A 16,511-nucleotide genomic window follows, 5' to 3' on the forward strand; every position below is an offset into this window, starting at 1 on the left:
ATCAACCGATCCGTAATGGAAGGAACCAACGTGGCTACCACGCGCTCCGCGCACACCGAGTGGGAAGGCAACCTGCTCGAGGGCAGCGGCACCGTCACCTTCGACTCGTCCGGCATCGGGCAGCAGGCGGTGTCCTGGCCCTCCCGCGCCGAGCAGGCCAATGGCAAGACCAGCCCCGAGGAGCTGATCGCCGCCGCGCACTCGTCCTGCTTCTCCATGGCGCTCTCGCACGGCCTGTCCGGCGCGGGCACCCCGCCCACCAAGCTGGTCACCTCCGCTGACGTGACGTTCCAGCCGGGCGAGGGCATCACCGGCATCCACCTCATCGTCGAGGGCACTGTCCCCGGCCTCGATGAGCAGGCCTTCCAGGCCGCGGCCGAGGACGCCAAGAAGAACTGCCCGGTGAGCCAGGCGCTGTCCGGCACCACCATCACCCTGACGGCCAAGCTGGCCTGACCCGGCGCACCGTCAGGTGCGCGCGGCGGCGCCCCGGACCCGGCACGGGTCCGGGGCGCTGTCATGAGCGCAGCTCGCCAGGGTGATGTCACCACCTCGGTAATGTGCTCGAAACTGCAAGAAGAGAGCCTTTTTCAAGCACCTATTGTCATGCCGGTCTGTGTGGTGCAAGATTCACGCAGCCTCGCGGGCCGGTGTCGGAGCCCCGCGGCCCCACCCCGCCACCCTCGATGTCGGAGGTGCATGTGACGGCTCCCGCGTCCACATCACCCGGCCAGGTCGTGCCCCGGCCTGCCGATCCACCCGCCGCCCGGCCGGACCGCGACGCGCCGGACCCGCGGCGCAAGGCCACAGTCCGCCAACGGCTGCGCCGCGACCGGACGTTGCTGCTCCTGTGCGTCCCGGGCATCGTGTACTTCGCGGTGTTCTTCTACCTGCCGCTGACCGGCAACGTCACGGCCTTCCAGGACTACCAGCCGTACCTGGGCTTCATGCACAGCGTCTGGGTCGGCCTGGACAACTTCCAGGCCCTGGTCCAGGAGCCGGAGTTCTGGACGGCGGTGTGGAACACGCTCCAGATCAGCGCCGTCCAACTGCTGCTCTACTTCCCGGCCCCGATCCTGCTCGCCCTCTTCCTGAACTCGCTGATCAGCACCAGGACCCGGCGCCTGATGCAGACCATCGTCTACCTGCCGCACTTCCTGTCGTGGGTCGTCGTGGTCAGTTTCTTCCAGCAGATCTTCGGCGGCGTCGGCACGGTCAGCAGCCTCCTGAACGACCACGGGCTGCATGTCGGCAACATCATGAACAACCCCGACACCTTCATGCTGCTCCTGACCTCGGAGTCGATCTGGAAGGACGCCGGCTGGGGAGCGATCATCTTCCTCGCCGCGATGGCCTCCATCGACCAGGGGCTCTACGAGTCCGCGGCCATGGACGGCGCCGGCTGGCTGCGCCGCATGTGGCACGTGACGCTGCCCGGCATCCGCCCCGTGATGATCATGCTGCTCATCCTGCGGCTCGGCGACATCCTCTCCGTCGGCTTCGAACAGGTCCTGCTCCAGCGGGACATGGTCGGCGCGGACGCCTCCGAAGTGCTCGACACGTACGTCTACTTCCACGGTGTCGTCGACGGCGACTGGGGGATGTCCACGGCCGCGGGCCTGATGAAGGGCGTCATCGGCTTCGTCCTGATCGTCGCCGCCAACAAGGTCGCCCACCGCCTCGGTGAGCAGGGGGTCTACCAGTGAGCACCGTGTCCGCCCCGCAGTTCCTGCGCCGCCGCGCCCGCCGCGACACGGCCCGGCCGGCCTGGATGGAGCCGCCGAGCCCCGCCGGCCAGGCCCTCAAACTGGTCGTCATCCTGGGCATGATCGTGGCCGTCGGCTACCCGTTCCTGCTCGCGATCGGCACCAGCCTGTCCACCAAGGCCGAACTCGCCGCGAACGGCGGGTACGTCCTCTTCCCGCAGCACCCCACCCTGGAGGCGTACCGCGTCGTCCTCGCCGGGGGAGTGGTCACCCGGGCGGCGACGGTCAGCGTCGGCGTGACCCTCGTCGGCACGGCCCTGAGCCTGCTGTGCACGGTCTGTCTCGCGTACGGGCTGTCGCGGCCCGGCACGTTCGCCGGGAAGCCGCTGCTGCTCGTCGTCGTCGGCACGTTCCTCTTCACGCCCGGCGTCATCCCCAACTACCTGGTCGTGCAGGAGCTCGGACTGATCGACTCCTACGGCGCCATGGTGCTGCCGATCATGCTCAACGCCTTCAACGTCATCGTCGTACGCGCCTTCTTCCAGGGCATACCCGACGAGCTGCACGAGGCGGCCCGGCTCGACGGCGCGGGGGAACTCACCATCCTGTGCCGGATCGTGCTGCCCCTGTCGAAGGCCGTCATCGCCGTGGTCGGCATGTTCTACGCGGTCACGTACTGGAACAGCTTCTTCAACGCGATGCTGTACATCAACGACTCCAACAAGCTTCCTTTGCAGGTCATCCTGCGCTCGTACGTCATCCAGGGCGACACGTTCAACGCGAAGGCGCTCGGCGTCAGCGTCCTGCCCGCCACCACGGCGCTGTCCATGGCGGTGCTCATCCTCGCCGTGCTGCCGATCGTCGCGGTCTACCCGTTCCTCCAGAAGTACTTCGTCAAGGGCGTGCTCACCGGAGCCGTCAAGGCCTGACGGGCCGACACCTCCCCTGGATCACCACTCCGTTCACCTTTCCTTAGGAGAACCATGCCTTCCAGCAGAATCGACCGCCGTGGGTTCCTCGGTGCCGCTGGGGTCGCCGGCCTGACCGTCGCGGGCGGCGGACTGCTCACCGCGTGCGGCGACGGCGGCGCGACGGGCGGCGGCGCCGAGGCCTCCGCCAAGCTCGAACTGCCCACGTACGTACCGGCGAAGGTGCCCGCCCCCGACCTCCCGGGCAACGCGCAGGGCCTCGACCCGGCCTATCTGCGCTACCCGAAGGACCTGGTCAAGAGCGTCACGAAGGCCCCCGGCGACGGCAAGCCGATCACCGCGCTGACCGAGACCTTCACGACTCCGGCCCCGGCGATGAACCGCAACGCGTACTGGCAGGAGCTGAACAAGCGGCTCGGCTCCGAGATGCGGATGACCATCGTCAACGGCCTCGGCGCCGACAGCGTCTACCGCGAGAAGTTCAACGCCACCATCGCGGGCGGCGACCTCCCCGACCTCATGTGGTTCCCGCCCAACCAGGGCCTCAAGAACGTCCCCGACCTGCTCCGGGCGAAGTTCCACGACCTCACCCCGTACCTCTCCGGCGACGCCGTGAAGAAGTACCCGAACCTCGCGAACATCCCCGGGTACGCCTGGAAGACGGCCGTCATCAACGGCAAGATCTGGGGCTACGCGGTGCCGTACGGCCGCAGCGGCCAGGTGTACGTGGCCAACGAGGACTTCTGGAAGCCCGTCGGCGGCACGGAGTTCACCAGCGCCCAGGACTTCTTCGACAAGGCGAAGGAACTCCTCGACACCAAGCGCAAGAAGTACGTCCTGGAGCCGGCGTACGTGAACCACATCCAGCAGTTCGCGTACTGGCACGGCGCGCCGAACACCTGGCGCATCGACGACGGCAAGCTGACCTACTTCTTCGAGACGGACGAGTACCTGGCCGGTATCGAGTTCGCCCTCAAGTGCCAGCAGGCGCAGCTGTTCTGGCCCGACCCGAACCTCGCCACCACGCTGGAGAAGATGGAGGGCGGCTTCCTCGGCCTGCACGTGCAGTCCTTCCCCGGCTTCCTCAACGACAGCAACATGTACGACTGGCCGGAGAAGGTCGTCGTGCCGTTCGCCGCGGAGCGGGGGATGACGCCCTCCTGGTCGTACGGCTGGGGCTCGGTCGGCTTCACCGCCATCAACAACAACGTCCCCAAGTCCCGTATCCCCACGCTCCTCAAGGTGCTCGACTACCTCAGCGCGCCCCTGGGCACCGAGGAGCGGCTCTTCCTGGACAACGGCATCGAGGGCACGCACCACACCCGCTCCAGGAACGGTGACGTGGCGCTCACCAAGAAGGGCAACGCCGAGGTGCTCACCACCCGGCAGGCCATCAACTTCTTCGGCAACGCCCCCGAGAGCCTCTACCTGCCGAACAAGCCCGACGTCACCCGCGGCATCCACCAGGCGCAGTCCGAGCTGATGAAGATAGCCAAGGTGGACCCGACGATCGGCTACTTCTCCGACACGTTCGCGCAGAAGGGCGCGTCCGCGAAGGACGAGGTCTACACCGCCATCAAGGACATCGTCGCCGGCCGCAAGCCGCTGTCGTCCTTCAAGAAGGAGGTCCTGCCCAAGTGGCGGCGCACCGCCGGGGACGCCATGCGCCGCGAGTACGAGCAGGCCATCGAGAAGGGCACCAAGTGAGCGACGACCTGCGGATCGGCGTCATCGGCCTCGGCCTGCGCCGCAACCTCGCCACCGCCGCGCACCGCCCCGGCCGGGGCTCGGTCGTCGCGGCCGTGGCCGACCTCGACCCGGCCGTACGGGCCGAGGCGCCCCGGTGGTACGAGGGAACGGCGGTCTTCGAGGACCACCGCGCCCTGCTCGACGCCCCCGACATCGACGCCGTCATCGTCGCCACCCCCGACGACACCCACGAGGCCATCGCCTGCGACGTGCTGCGCGCCGGCAAGCCCGTGTACGTCGAGAAGCCGCTGGGGATCTCCGTCGAGCAGTGCGACACCATCCTGCGCACCGCGTACGAGACCGGCACCCGGCTCTACGTCGGACACAACATGCGGCACATGGGCGTCGTACGCACGATGCGCGACATCATCGCGCGCGGCGACATCGGCGAGCCGAAGACCGTCTGGGTGCGGCACTTCGTCTCGTACGGCGGCGACTACTACTTCAAGGACTGGCACGCCGACCGCCGCCGCACGAACGGCCTCCTCCTCCAGAAGGCCGCGCACGACATCGACGTCGTGCACTGGCTGGCCGGCGGCTACACCCAGCGGGTCAACGCCCTCGGTGACCTGATGGTCTACGGCGACCTGCCGCGCCGAGAGCCCGGCACCCCGCGCCCCGAGGGCTGGCTGCGCGACTTCGACTGGCCGCCCACGGAGCGCAAGGACCTGCACCACGTCGTGGACGTCGAGGACGTGTCCGTGATGAACATGCGCCTGGACAACGGCGTCATCGCCGCCTACCAGCAGTGCCACTTCAGCCCGGACTACTTCCGCAACTACACCGTCATCGGCACCGAGGGCCGCCTGGAGAACTTCGGCGACCGGCCCGGCGACGAGGTCCGGGTCTGGAACACCGGGCCGAGCGCCTACCGCGCCGACGCCGACGTCGTCCACCGCGTGCCGCAGGCCAGCGGCTCGCACGGCGGCGCCGACGAGAGCATCGTCGCCGAGTTCTGCCGCTTCGCCCGGGACGGCGGCCTCACCGACACCGACCCGGTGGCGGCGCGGATGAGCGTCGCCGCCGGTGCGCTGGCCACCCGCTCGCTGCGCGAGGGCGGCACCCCGTACGACGTGCCCCCGCTCGACCCGCTGCTGCTCGCGCACTTCGCCAACGGGCAGCCCGGCGCACGGTAGTCCGCCCCCTTGACGTAGGCCCGCTCAAGTTTTGTGCTGGTAACCAGAACAAGACCTGAGCGGGCCTGCTGCTGTGAGAGGGGACGCGTCATGGGGCGTGCGGTCGGTATCGATCTGGGCACGACGAACTCGGTGGTGGCCGTACTGGAGGGCGGTGAGCCCACCGTCGTCGCCAACGCGGAGGGCGCGCGCACCACCCCTTCCGTCGTCGCCTTCGCCAGGACGTCGAAAGCCGAGGTGCTCGTCGGAGAGGTCGCCAAGCGGCAGGCCGTCACGAACGTGGAGCGCACCGCACGCTCCGTCAAACGGCACATGGGCGACGGGAGTTGGCACTTCCCGGAGAGCGGCTCCATCGACGGCCACCGCTACAGCGCGCAGGAACTGTCCGCGCGCGTCCTGCAGAAACTCAAGCGCGACGCCGAGTCCTACCTCGGCGAGGACGTCACCGACGCCGTCGTCACCGTGCCCGCCTACTTCGACGACGCGCAGCGCCAGGCCACCAAGGAGGCCGGTGAGATCGCCGGCCTGAAGGTGCTGCGCATCATCAACGAGCCGACCGCGGCCGCCCTCGCGTACGGCCTCGACAAGGGCGACGAGCAGACCGTCCTCGTCTTCGACCTCGGCGGCGGCACCTTCGACGTGTCCCTCCTGGAGATGGGCGAGGGCGTCATCGAGGTCAAGGCCACCAACGGCGACACCCGGCTCGGTGGCGACGACTGGGACCAGCGCGTCGTCGACCACCTCGTACGGCAGTTCAAGAGCGCGTACGGGATCGACCTCGGCAACGACAAGATGGCGCTCCAGCGGCTGCGCGAAGGCGCGGAGAAGGCGAAGATCGAGCTGTCGTCGTCGAGCGAGACCACGGTGAACCTGCCGTACATCACCGCGTCCGCCGAGGGCCCGCTGCATCTCGACGAGAAGCTGACGCGGGCGCGGTTCCAGGAGCTGACCTCGGACCTGCTCGACCGCTGCAAGAAGCCGTTCCACCAGGCGGTCAAGGACGCCGGGGTCGAGTTGAAGGACGTCGACCACGTGATCCTCGTCGGCGGGTCGACCCGGATGCCCGCCGTCACCGATCTCGTACGGGAGCTGACCGGCAAGGACCCGCACAAGGGCGTCAACCCGGACGAGGTCGTGGCCGTGGGAGCCACCCTCCAGGCCGGTGTCATCCGGGGCGACGTGAAGGACGTCCTGCTGCTCGACGTCACGCCGCTGTCGCTCGGCATCGAGACCAAGGGCGGCGTGATGACGAAGCTCATCGAGCGCAACACGACCATTCCCACCCGGCGTTCGGAGATCTTCACCACCGCCGCCGACAACCAGCCGTCCGTCGGCATCCAGGTCTTCCAGGGCGAGCGGGAGATCGCCGCCTACAACAAGAAGCTCGGCGTCTTCGACCTCACCGGCCTGCCGCCCGCGCCGCGCGGCGTCCCGCAGATCGAGGTCGCCTTCGACATCGACGCCAACGGCATCATGCACGTCTCGGCGAAGGACCTCGCCACCGGGCGCGAGCAGAAGATGACCGTGACCGGCGGCTCCGCGCTGCCCAAGGACGACATCGACCGGATGATGCGCGAGGCCGAGGCCCACGCGGAGGAGGACCGCAAGCGCCGGGAGGCCGCCGAGGCCCGCAACGAGGCGGAGCAGCTCGTCTATCAGACGGAGCGTTTCCTGCGCGACAACGAGGAACGGGTCCCGCCGGAGGTGCGTGCCGAAGTGAACGACGCCGTCGGGGAGTTGAAGGCGACGCTCGCCGCCGAGCCGCCGGACACGAACGCCCTGCGGGACGGCGTGCGCAAGCTGGCCACGGTCAGCCAGAAGGTGGGGCAGGCCATGTACCAGGGCGCCGGCGCCTCCGAACCGTCGGCGGGCGAGGGCCGGGCCGACGGCGAGCCCCCGCAGGACGTGGTGGACGCGGAGATCGTGGACGACGAGAAGGGAGAGGCCTCCTAGGGGGAAGGCGCGGGGGCCGGTGTCACGACAGCCGGGAGCGCCACTTCTCCATGATCTCCATGGTCCGCTCGGCCCCCGCCGCCTGCGCCACCAGATGGTCGAGGACCTCCAGATGCGCGCCCACCTCGTCCCGCGAGTCCAGGTACAGCGCCCCGGTCACGTACTCGCTGTAGACCATGTCCGGCAACTCCCGCACGGGGAACCGGAACAGGGTGAACGGACCGTACGTGCCGGGGTGCGGGCCCGAGGAGAACTCGGCGATCTGGAGCGTGACATGGGGCAGCCGGGCCGCCTCGATGAGCCGGTCCAGCTGGCCGCGCAGCACCGCGGGCCCGCCCGGCGGGCGCAGCAGCACCGTCTCGTCCATGACGACCCACAACCGCGGCGCGTCCTCGCGGGTCAGCAGGGACTGGCGGGCCAGCCGCAGCGCGACATGGCGCTCGACCTCGTCCGGGTGCGAGCGGCCCACCGTGCCCGCGTCGAAGACGGCCCGCGCGTACTCCTCCGTCTGCAACAGGCCCGGCACGAAGTGCGGTTCGTAGGCGCGGATCATCTCGGCCGCGCCCTCCAGGGAGACGTACAGGCTGAACCAGTCGGGCAGCACGTCGTGGTAGCGCTGCCACCAGCCCGGCAGGTTCGCCTCCTCGGCGAGCGCGACGAACGCCTCGATCTCCCGCTCGGGAACCTCGTACAGCTCCAACAGCATCTGCACGTAAGGGATCTTGAGGGCGACCTCGGCCGTCTCCATCCGCCGGATGGTCGCGCCGGTCACCCGCAGGGAGCGGGCCGCCTCGTCACGCTTGAGTCCCGCGGCCTCCCTGAGGTCGCGCAGGCGTCGGCCGAGGACGACCTGGCCCACCGTGGGGGCGGGTCGTCGTTCACTCACGTCACGTCTCCCCACGTGCCGGTATACGACGAGCAGCGGCTACGAGCCGGTGCGCTCCCACCCCCGTCGCTCCGGCCGGGCCCCCAGGCGCCGCTGGTCGCGGCTGCGGTAGACGACGTACGGTCGGAACAGGTACTGCACCGGTGCGCTGAACATATGCACGAGCCGGGTGAACGGTACCAGTGCGATGAGTAGCATGCCCACTACCGCATGAATCTGATACAGCACGGGCACACCGTCCATCCGGTAGGTGTCCGGGCTCAGTGTGAACAGGCTGCGGGCCCACGGCGCGATGCTCTGCCGGTAGTCGTAGCCGTTGCCGCCGGAGTGCGTGAGCTTGGCCGTCATGCCGAGGATGATCGAGCCGAGCAGGAACACGTACATGGCCTTGTCGTTGCGCGTCGTCGCGCGGAAGACGGGGGCCTTGGTGCGCCGCCGGTAGACGAGCATCGCGATCCCCGCGACCGCGAGGACACCCGCGAAGGTGCCTCCGATCAGCGAGAACATGTGGTACGTGTGCTCGCTGACCCCCACCTTCTCCGTCCACGTCTCCGGGATGAACAGGCCGACGAGGTGTCCGACGAGGACGAAGAGGATGCCGTAGTGGAAGACCGGCGAGGCGATGTTGAGGAGCTTCGACTCGTAGACCTGGGACGAGCGCGTGGTCCAGCCGAACTTGTCGTAGCGGAAGCGCCAGATCGTGCCCGCGATGAGCAGGACGACGGCGACGTAGGGCAGGACGCCCCAGATCAGCGTGGTCACGCGGCTTACTCCTTCACCAGGAGGGGGAGTTCCTCACGGAATCCGGCGAGCCCGAAGGGCTCCAGGCCCACCTCTTCGAGCGGCGGACCCGAGCGGGCCAGCGCCAGGGCCTGCGCCCGGTCCTTGGGGGTCGGCCCCGGCAGCGTCGCGCACACCGCGTCGAGCACGGACGCGTACGGCGTGCCGTGGTCGGTCAGCGCCAGCCGCAGCAGTTCGAGTCCGCTGCGGTGCTCCTCCAGGAGGAACGGCCCCACCTGCGCGGAGAACTCCAGGACCGCCGGCAGGAAGTCGGGCAGTTCCTCACCCGTGAACTCCAGTCCGTGCTCGCGGTAGATCTGCTTCATCCGCACCAGCGACATGCCGCGCCGCCGGGTGTCGCCGTCCCGCCACCACGTCAGATAGAGACTGTGCCGGTTCTTGAAGTCGAAGACCCGGACGTAGTGGGCCGCGAGCTCCCGCTCGCCGGTGGCCTCCGCGTGGTCGACGAACGCGCCGAGCTCCGGGGCCGCGGCCCTGACCAGCGGCAGCCGCTCGTACAACTCGGCGTCCGGGTACGTGAGACAGAGCGCCGCCGCCTGGTACAGCAGCGAGGTCCGGTCCGTCATGGGGTCTCCTCCGGCTTGTCGGCGGTCTGGCGGCGCTTGGTGAGGTGGAAGCTCTCCACGGAGACCACGGGCAGCAGCTTGCGGCCACCCGTCGTGGTGTTCCCGGAGTCACCGCCGAAGGGGCCCTCGCCGCCCATGCCGGGACCGTCCTCGTAGTCGAGCGAGCAGGAGTCCGGCAGCGCCGACTCCTCCAGGCGCTGAGCGTCGCCGACGGCGGCCGTCGGGATCACGTACCGGTCCTCGTACTTGGCGATGGCGAGCAGCCGGTACATCGCCTCGATCTCGACGGCCGACATCCCGACGCTGCGCGCGATCGAACTGTCGGGCCGGTCACCGAGGTTGATGGCCCGCATGTGCGAGCGCATCGCGGCCAGCTTCTCCAGCGAGGCGCGCACCGGCTTCGGGTCGCCCGCCGTGAAGATCTCCGCCAGGTACTCCAGCGGGATGCGCAGCGTGTCGATCGCGCCGAAGAGATTGCCGTGGTCCTCGCCGTCGTGACCGGTCTCGTTGAGCGCGTCGACGACGGGGGAGAGCGGCGGGATGTACCAGACCATCGGCATCGTCCGGTACTCCGGGTGCAGCGGCAGCGCCACCTTGTACGTGCTGATGAGCGCGTGCACCGGCGAGCGGCGCGCCGCCTCCATCCAGTCGAACGGGATCCCGGCCTCCTCGGCGGCCCGCTGCACGCTCGGGTCCTGCGGATCGAGGAAGACGCCCAACTGCGCCTCGTACAGCGCCTTGTCGTCCTTCGTCTCGGCCGCCGCCGTCACCTTGTCGGCGTCGTACAGGATCACGCCGAGGTAGCGCAGCCGCCCCACGCACGTCTCCGAGCAGACCGTGGGCAGGCCCACCTCGACGCGCGGATAGCACATCGTGCACTTCTCGGCCTTGCCCGTGCGGTGGTTGAAGTAGACCTTCTTGTACGGGCATCCGGTCACGCACATCCGCCAGCCGCGGCAGCTGTCCTGGTCGACGAGGACGATGCCGTCCTCCTCGCGCTTGTACATCGCGCCCGACGGGCAGGACGCCACGCACGACGGGTTCAGGCAGTGCTCGCAGATCCGCGGCAGATAGAACATGAAGGTCTGCTCGAACGCGAACTTCACCTTCTCCGCCGCCTGTTGGCGGGTCTTCTCGACCATCGGGTCGAGATCGCCGTACTCCGTGGCGCCGCCCAGGTTGTCGTCCCAGTTCGACGACCACTCGATCTTCATCGGCTTGCCGGTGATCTGCGACCGCGGTTGCGCCACCGGGTAGTCGTCGCCGAGCGGCGCCTCGGTGAGGTTCTTGTAGTCGTACGTCCAGGGCTCGTAGTAGTCCTTGATCTCCGGCAGCTTCGGGTTGGAGAAGATGCCGAGGAGCTTCTTGTAGCGGCCGCCGCCCTTGAGCTTGAGCGCGCCCTTCTTGTTCAGCTCCCAGCCGCCGCGCCACTTCTCCTGGTCCTCGTAGCGGCGCGGATAGCCCTGCCCCGGACGCGTCTCGACGTTGTTGAACCAGACGTACTCCATGCCGTTCCGGTTGGTCCACGCCTGCTTGCAGGTGACCGAGCAGGTGTGGCAGCCGATGCACTTGTCGAGGTTCATCACCATTGCGATCTGAGCCATGATGCGCATCAGTTCAGTACTCCACCTTCTGCGAACGGCGCCGGATGACGGTGACTTCGTCGCGTTGGTTGCCCGTCGGGCCGAGGTAGTTGAACGCCCAGCTCAACTGCGCGTAGCCGCCGATGAGATGGGACGGCTTGAGGATGAGACGGGTCAGCGAGTTGTGGATGCCGCCGCGCTTGCCGCTGGTCTCCGCCTTGGGGACGCCCACCGTGCGCTCCTGCGCGTGGTGCATGTAGACCGTGCCGGCCGGCATGCGGTGCGAGACGATCGCGCGGGCGACGACGACGCCGTTGCGGTTGACCGCCTCGATCCAGTCGTTGTCCTTCACCCCGATCGCGTCGGCGTCCTGCGGTGCCATCCAGATGGACTGGCCGCCGCGGGACAGCGCCAGCATGAACAGGTTGTCCTGGTACTCGGAGTGGATGGACCACTTGTTGTGCGGCGTCAGGTAGCGGACCGTCACCTCGTGCTCGCCGTCGGGCCCCAGGCGTGGCTCGCCGAACAGCCGGTTCATGTCGAGCGGCGGCCGGTAGACGGGCAGCGCCTCGCCCAGCTCGTGCATCCAGTCGTGGTCGATGAAGAAGTGCTGGCGTCCGGTGAGCGTGTGCCACGGCTTGAGGTGCTCGGTGTTGAGCGTGAACGCCGTGTACCTGCGCCCGCCGGACTCGCTGCCCGACCACTCCGGCGACGTGATCACCGGCACCGGCGCGGCCTGCGTGTCGGCGTACGTGACGCGCTTGCCCTCGTGCTCGGCGGCGAGATGCGCCATCTCCTGTCCCGTACGGGCCTCCAGCGTGTGGAAGCCCTGGGTGGCGAGGCGGCCGTTGGTGGTGCCGGACAGGGCGAGGATCGTGTTCGCCGCCTTGACCGCCGTGTCGAGGGAGGGGCGTCCGTCGGCGGGGCCGCCGCGCACCACGCCGTTGCGCTCGCGCAGCTCCTCGACCTCCTGGTCGGGCCGCAGGGCGATGCCCTTGGCGGGCAGTCCCAGTTGTTCCACCAGCGGGCCGAGCGCCGCGAACTTCGCGCCGATCGCCGTGTAGTCGCGCTCGACGACGACCAGGTTCGGCATGGTCCTGCCGGGGACCGGCTCGCACTCGCCCTTGCGCCAGTCCAGGACGACACCGCCGGGCTGCGCGATCTCGCCGGGGGTGTCGTGCTGGAGCGGCGCGGCGACCAGGTCCTTGCGCGTGCCCAGATGGTCGACGGCCAGCTCGGAGAGCTTCTCCGCGAGCACCTTGAACGTGTCGAAGTCGGTGCGCGCCTGCCACGGCGGGTCCACGGCCGGCGTGAACGAGTGCACGTACGGATGCATGTCGGTCGACGACAGGTCGTGCTTCTCGTACCAGGTCGCCGCGGGCAGCACCACGTCCGACAGGAGCGTCGACGACGTCTGCCGGAAGTCGAGCGAGAGCAGCAGGTCGAGCTTGCCCTCGGGGGCCTCGTCCCGCCAGGTGACCGTCGTGGGCCGCTCGTCGGGGGCGGCCTCCTCGGCGCGCAGCGACGACTGGGTGCCGAGGAGGTGCTTGGTGAAGTACTCGGCGCCCTTCGCGGACGAGCCGAGCAGGTTCGCCCGCCACAGGGTCAGCACGCGCGGCCAGTTCTCGGGGGCGTCCGGGTCCTCGCAGGCGAACTTGAGACTGCCCGCCTTGAGTTCGTCGACCGTCTCGGCCACGGACTGCTCACCGAGGTCGAGCGAGCTGCGGTCGAACGTCGGGTACGACGGCATCCAGCCCGAACGGGCCGACAGAGCCAGGCAGTCGGCGCCCGTCATGCCCTCGAAGGCGCCCTTGCCGAGGGGCGAGGCGAGCACGTCCGCGCCGAACTTGTCGTAGCGCCACTGGTCGGTGTTGAGGAACCAGTACGCGGCGCCGATCATCTGCCGCGGCGGCCGCGACCAGTCGTTCGCGGAGGCCAGCGACGCCCACCCGGTCACCGGGCGGCACTTCTCCTGCCCGACGTAGTGCGCCCACCCGCCGCCGTTCCTGCCCTGGCAGCCGGTCAGCTGGAGCAGCGAGAGGAAGCCCCGGTAGATGGTCTCCGAGTGGAACCAGTGGTTCGTCCCCGCGCCCATCAGGATCATGCAGCGGCCGCGCGACTTCTCGGCGGTCTCCGCGAACTCCCGCGCGATCTTGACGCACTTGGCGGCGGGCACCGACGTGTGCTCCTCCTGCCAGCCGGGGGTGCCGGGCGTCTGCGCGTCCTCGTACGACGCGGGCCACGAGCCGGGCAGGCCGTCGCGCCCGACGCCGTACTGGGCGAGCAGCAGGTCGAAGACCGTGGTGACCAGCGGGCCGTCCTGACCGCCGAGCCGGGTCGCGGGGACACCGCGCCGCACGACGTCGCCGCGGCCCTGCCCGTGCGTGCCGCCGTCGGTGTCGAAGCGGGGGAGCAGCACCTCGACGCCGCTCGCCACGGCACTGCCGTGCAGGCTCAACGTCGGCTTGATGTTGCCCAGTTCGAGGTTCCACTTGCCCTTGCCGGAGTCGGTCCAGCGGAAGCCCATCGAGCCGTTCGGCACGGCCGGCTGCCCGGTCGCCTCGTCGAGCACGGCCGTCTTCCACTCGGCGCCCTCGCCGCCCTGCCCGAGGTCCGCGGCGCGCAGGAACTTCGACGGCACGTACGCCCCGTCGCGCTCCTCCAGCGTCACCAGGAACGGCAGGTCCGTGAACTTCTTGACGTAGTCCGTGAAGAACGGCGTCTCCCGGTCGACGAAGAACTCCTTGAGGATGACGTGCCCCATCGCGAGCGCGAGGGCGCCGTCGGTCCCCGGGTGCGGGTGCAGCCACTCGTCGGCGAACTTGGCGTTGTCCGCGTAGTCGGGCGCGACCACGACCACCTTCTGACCCCGGTAGCGGGCCTCCGCCATCCAGTGGGCGTCGGGGGTGCGCGTCACGGGGACGTTCGAGCCCCACATCATCAGATACGCCGCGTCCCACCAGTCACCGGACTCCGGTACGTCCGTCTGGTCGCCGAACACCTGCGGCGACGCCACCGGCAGGTCCGCGTACCAGTCGTAGAACGACAGCATCGGAGCGCCGATCAGCGACATGAACCGGGCCCCGGCCGCGTGCGACACCATCGACATCGCGGGGATGGGGGAGAAGCCGGCGACGCGGTCGGGCCCGTACGTCTTGATGGTGTGCACGTGCGCCGCCGCGACGATCTCGACGGCCTCGTCCCAGGTGGCGCGGAGCAGTCCGCCCTTGCCGCGCGCGAGCTGGTACCGGCGCCGCCGCTCGGGGTCGCCCTGGATGTCGGCCCACGCGAGGACCGGGTCCTTCAGACGCGCCTTCGCCTCCCGGTACAGCTCCAGGAGCACGCCCCGGATGTACGGGTAGCGCACACGGGTCGGCGAGTACGTGTACCAGGAGAAGGCCGCCCCACGAGGACAGCCGCGCGGCTCGTACTCGGGTCGGTCGGGGCCCACGCTCGGATAGTCGGTCTGCTGGGTCTCCCACGTGATGATGCCGTCCTTGACGTACACCTTCCAGCGGCACGAACCGGTGCAGTTCACGCCGTGCGTGGAGTTCACGACCTTGTCGTGGCTCCACCGGTCCCGGTAGAAGACGTCCCCGTCCCGGCCGCCCTCGATCTGCACGCTGTGCAGGTCCGCGGACGCCGTTCCCTTCCGGAAGAACCGACCGGCCTTGAGCAGCGCCGCGTCCGGCTCGGTCGGGGTGCGCGTCGTGTCTGTCACCGTGTGCTCCCTCGCTGTCCCGTCTGTCGCACGGTAAGGGCGCCGCGACGCCGGGACCTTCCGGCCGGGTCCGTACGGGTTGTCGTCCACGGGAGGGGCGCGCGGGACGTCCAGGGGCCGAGAGCCCCTGTCCGGGCCGCCGACCGGCATTACCTCGGACGTAATCGACCCGGTGGCGGAGGTACGGGCACGCTGATCCCACCGCGACGGACGGTCACGGACCGCGACGAAATGAGGGTGATCCGCATGTCTGCCACCACCTCGACCGGCTCGCCGAGCACGGCGGCCCAGGCCCGCACCTGGCTGCGCCGCTTCCTCGCCCTCGACGCCGCCGTCACCGCGGGCAACGGCCTCGCCTACGTCGCCGCGTCCGGGCCGCTCGGCCGCTTCCTCGGCGTCGACGCGGGCCTGCTGCTCGCCCTCGGCGTCCTCCTCGTCGCGTACGCCGTCGCGGTGGGGGCCCTCGCGGCGCGCCCCGTGCCGCCGGTCCTCGCGGTGCGTGCCGTCGTCGAGGCGAACCTGACCTGGGCGGCGCTCAGCCTCGTCGCCCTGTTCGCCTGGCTGGAGCCGACCACGGCCGGCGCGGTGTGGGTGCCGGTGCAGGCGGTGACCGTGGCGGGGTTCGCGGCGCTCCAGCACGCGGCCCTGCGCGCCGCCCGCTGATCACCCCATCGCGGACCGCAGGTACTTGGCCGTCGCCGGGTCGGCCGGGAGCAGCGTCTCCACGGCCAGCTCGGCGACGGTCACGTCCATCGGCGTGTTGAACGTGGAGATGGACGACACGAACGACAGCACGTGCCCGTCGTGCTCGATCACCATCGGCAGCGCGAAGAACGGCACGGGCTCGGCGGGCGCTTCCCCCGACTCCTCCGGGACCGGGTAGGCCGCCACCTCCTCGTACAGCTCCCGCAGCGCGTCCGACCGGGCCAGGGCGATCTGCCGCTCCATCTGGGCGAGCAGATGCCCGCGCCACTCGCGCAGGTTCCGGATCCGCGGCGCCAGTCCCTCCGGGTGCAGCGTGAGCCGCATCGCGTTCAGCGGGCCTTCGAGGAGGTGCGCGGGCAGCGACTCCATCAGCATCGCGATGCCCCGGTTCGCCGCGATCACCGTGTACGTCGCGTCGACGATCAGCGCCGGATACGGCTCGTACCCGCGCAGCAGCCGCTCCAGGCCCTCCCGCAGCGCGCCGAGCGAGGGGTCGTCGAGCGGTGTCTCCGCGTACCGGGGTGCGTAACCCGCCGCCAGGAGCAGGGCGTTGCGCTCCCGCATCGGCACGTCGAGGTGGTCCGCGAGCCGCAGGATCAGCTCCTCGCTCGGCCGCGAACGCCCCGTCTCCACGAAACTGATGTGCCGCGCCGACGAGTCCGCGCGCAGCGCGAGTTCCAACTGGCTGACCCGCCGCTGCTCCCGCCAGCCGCGCAGCAGACGACCCACTTCCGACGTGTTCTTGCGCGCCGCAGTTGTCATGGGGAGACCGTAAC

13 protein-coding genes are annotated in these 16,511 nt (G+C 69.7%); 7 read left to right on the forward strand and 6 right to left on the reverse strand.

The genetic code is table 11. The features are described 5' to 3' along the window. Nucleotides 1-30 precede the first annotated feature (30 nt). The 6 genes from V2W30_RS32790 (at nt 31) to dnaK (ending at nt 7,473) form a co-directional block, all read left to right on the forward strand. A complete protein-coding gene (locus V2W30_RS32790; protein ID WP_338702157.1) occupies nt 31-456 on the forward strand; it encodes an OsmC family protein in 426 nt (141 codons plus the stop codon). A gap of 281 nt (nt 457-737) precedes the next feature. After that, nucleotides 738-1,706 carry an ABC transporter permease gene (locus V2W30_RS32795; RefSeq protein WP_425244715.1) on the forward strand — a complete coding sequence of 323 codons (969 nt, stop codon included), beginning with the start codon at nt 738-740 and terminating at the stop codon, nt 1,704-1,706. Beyond that, nucleotides 1,703-2,635 carry a carbohydrate ABC transporter permease gene (locus V2W30_RS32800; protein WP_338702160.1) on the forward strand — a complete coding sequence of 311 codons (933 nt, stop codon included), beginning with the start codon at nt 1,703-1,705 and terminating at the stop codon, nt 2,633-2,635. Before V2W30_RS32795 ends, V2W30_RS32800 begins: the two co-directional genes overlap by 4 nt. Before the next feature lie 54 nt (nt 2,636-2,689). Further along, nucleotides 2,690-4,342, forward strand: coding sequence for a hypothetical protein (locus V2W30_RS32805; RefSeq protein ID WP_338702162.1), 1,653 nt, complete (start codon nt 2,690-2,692; stop codon nt 4,340-4,342). Then, on the forward strand, nt 4,339-5,520 hold the full coding sequence (locus tag V2W30_RS32810; protein WP_338702163.1) for a Gfo/Idh/MocA family oxidoreductase: 1,182 nt from the start codon (nt 4,339-4,341) through the stop codon (nt 5,518-5,520). Before V2W30_RS32805 ends, V2W30_RS32810 begins: the two co-directional genes overlap by 4 nt. Before the next feature lie 90 nt (nt 5,521-5,610). Then, on the forward strand, nt 5,611-7,473 hold the full coding sequence (dnaK, locus tag V2W30_RS32815) for a molecular chaperone DnaK (protein ID WP_338702164.1): 1,863 nt from the start codon (nt 5,611-5,613) through the stop codon (nt 7,471-7,473). A gap of 22 nt (nt 7,474-7,495) precedes the next feature. Here the strand turns inward: dnaK and V2W30_RS32820 are convergent, their stop codons facing one another. From V2W30_RS32820 to V2W30_RS32840, 5 genes are read right to left on the reverse strand one after another with little or no spacing between them, the layout of a single operon-like run. Next, entirely contained in the window at nt 7,496-8,359 is an 864-nt protein-coding gene (locus tag V2W30_RS32820; protein ID WP_338702165.1) for a helix-turn-helix transcriptional regulator, read from the reverse strand. A 39-nt stretch (nt 8,360-8,398) separates the two neighbouring features. Then, nucleotides 8,399-9,121 (reverse strand): respiratory nitrate reductase subunit gamma, encoded by a 723-nt coding sequence (narI, locus tag V2W30_RS32825; RefSeq protein WP_338702166.1) that lies wholly within the window; start codon nt 9,119-9,121, stop codon nt 8,399-8,401. Between the two features lie 5 nt (nt 9,122-9,126). Further along, nucleotides 9,127-9,726, reverse strand: coding sequence for a nitrate reductase molybdenum cofactor assembly chaperone (narJ, locus tag V2W30_RS32830; RefSeq protein WP_338702167.1), 600 nt, complete (start codon nt 9,724-9,726; stop codon nt 9,127-9,129). Then, entirely contained in the window at nt 9,723-11,339 is a 1,617-nt protein-coding gene (narH, locus tag V2W30_RS32835) for a nitrate reductase subunit beta (protein ID WP_338702168.1), read from the reverse strand. Before narH ends, narJ begins: the two co-directional genes overlap by 4 nt. Nucleotides 11,340-11,343: 4 nt before the next feature. Next, on the reverse strand, nt 11,344-15,030 hold the full coding sequence (locus V2W30_RS32840; RefSeq protein WP_338702170.1) for a nitrate reductase subunit alpha: 3,687 nt from the start codon (nt 15,028-15,030) through the stop codon (nt 11,344-11,346). 246 nt (nt 15,031-15,276) lie between these two features. Between V2W30_RS32840 and V2W30_RS32845 the strand changes: the two genes are divergently transcribed. After that, nucleotides 15,277-15,693 carry a hypothetical protein gene (locus V2W30_RS32845; RefSeq protein ID WP_338702172.1) on the forward strand — a complete coding sequence of 139 codons (417 nt, stop codon included), beginning with the start codon at nt 15,277-15,279 and terminating at the stop codon, nt 15,691-15,693. Here the strand turns inward: V2W30_RS32845 and V2W30_RS32850 are convergent, their stop codons facing one another. Next, nucleotides 15,694-16,497, reverse strand: a complete 804-nt coding sequence (locus tag V2W30_RS32850; protein ID WP_338702174.1) for a helix-turn-helix transcriptional regulator — start codon at nt 16,495-16,497, stop codon at nt 15,694-15,696. It abuts the gene before it with no gap. Nucleotides 16,498-16,511: the final 14 nt, after the last annotated feature.

Source organism: Streptomyces sp. Q6, from assembly GCF_036967205.1.
Lineage (GTDB): Bacteria > Actinomycetota > Actinomycetes > Streptomycetales > Streptomycetaceae > Streptomyces > Streptomyces citrinus.

Coding starts and splice junctions, on each gene's coding strand:
- V2W30_RS32805 (WP_338702162.1), top strand. CDS start 2,690: ATGCCTTCCAGCAGAATCGACCGCCGTGGGTTCCTCGGTGCCGCTGGG.
- dnaK (WP_338702164.1), top strand. CDS start 5,611: ATGGGGCGTGCGGTCGGTATCGATCTGGGCACGACGAACTCGGTGGTG.
- narJ (WP_338702167.1), bottom strand. CDS start 9,726: ATGACGGACCGGACCTCGCTGCTGTACCAGGCGGCGGCGCTCTGTCTC.
- narH (WP_338702168.1), bottom strand. CDS start 11,339: ATGCGCATCATGGCTCAGATCGCAATGGTGATGAACCTCGACAAGTGC.
- V2W30_RS32845 (WP_338702172.1), top strand. CDS start 15,277: ATGTCTGCCACCACCTCGACCGGCTCGCCGAGCACGGCGGCCCAGGCC.
- V2W30_RS32850 (WP_338702174.1), bottom strand. CDS start 16,497: ATGACAACTGCGGCGCGCAAGAACACGTCGGAAGTGGGTCGTCTGCTG.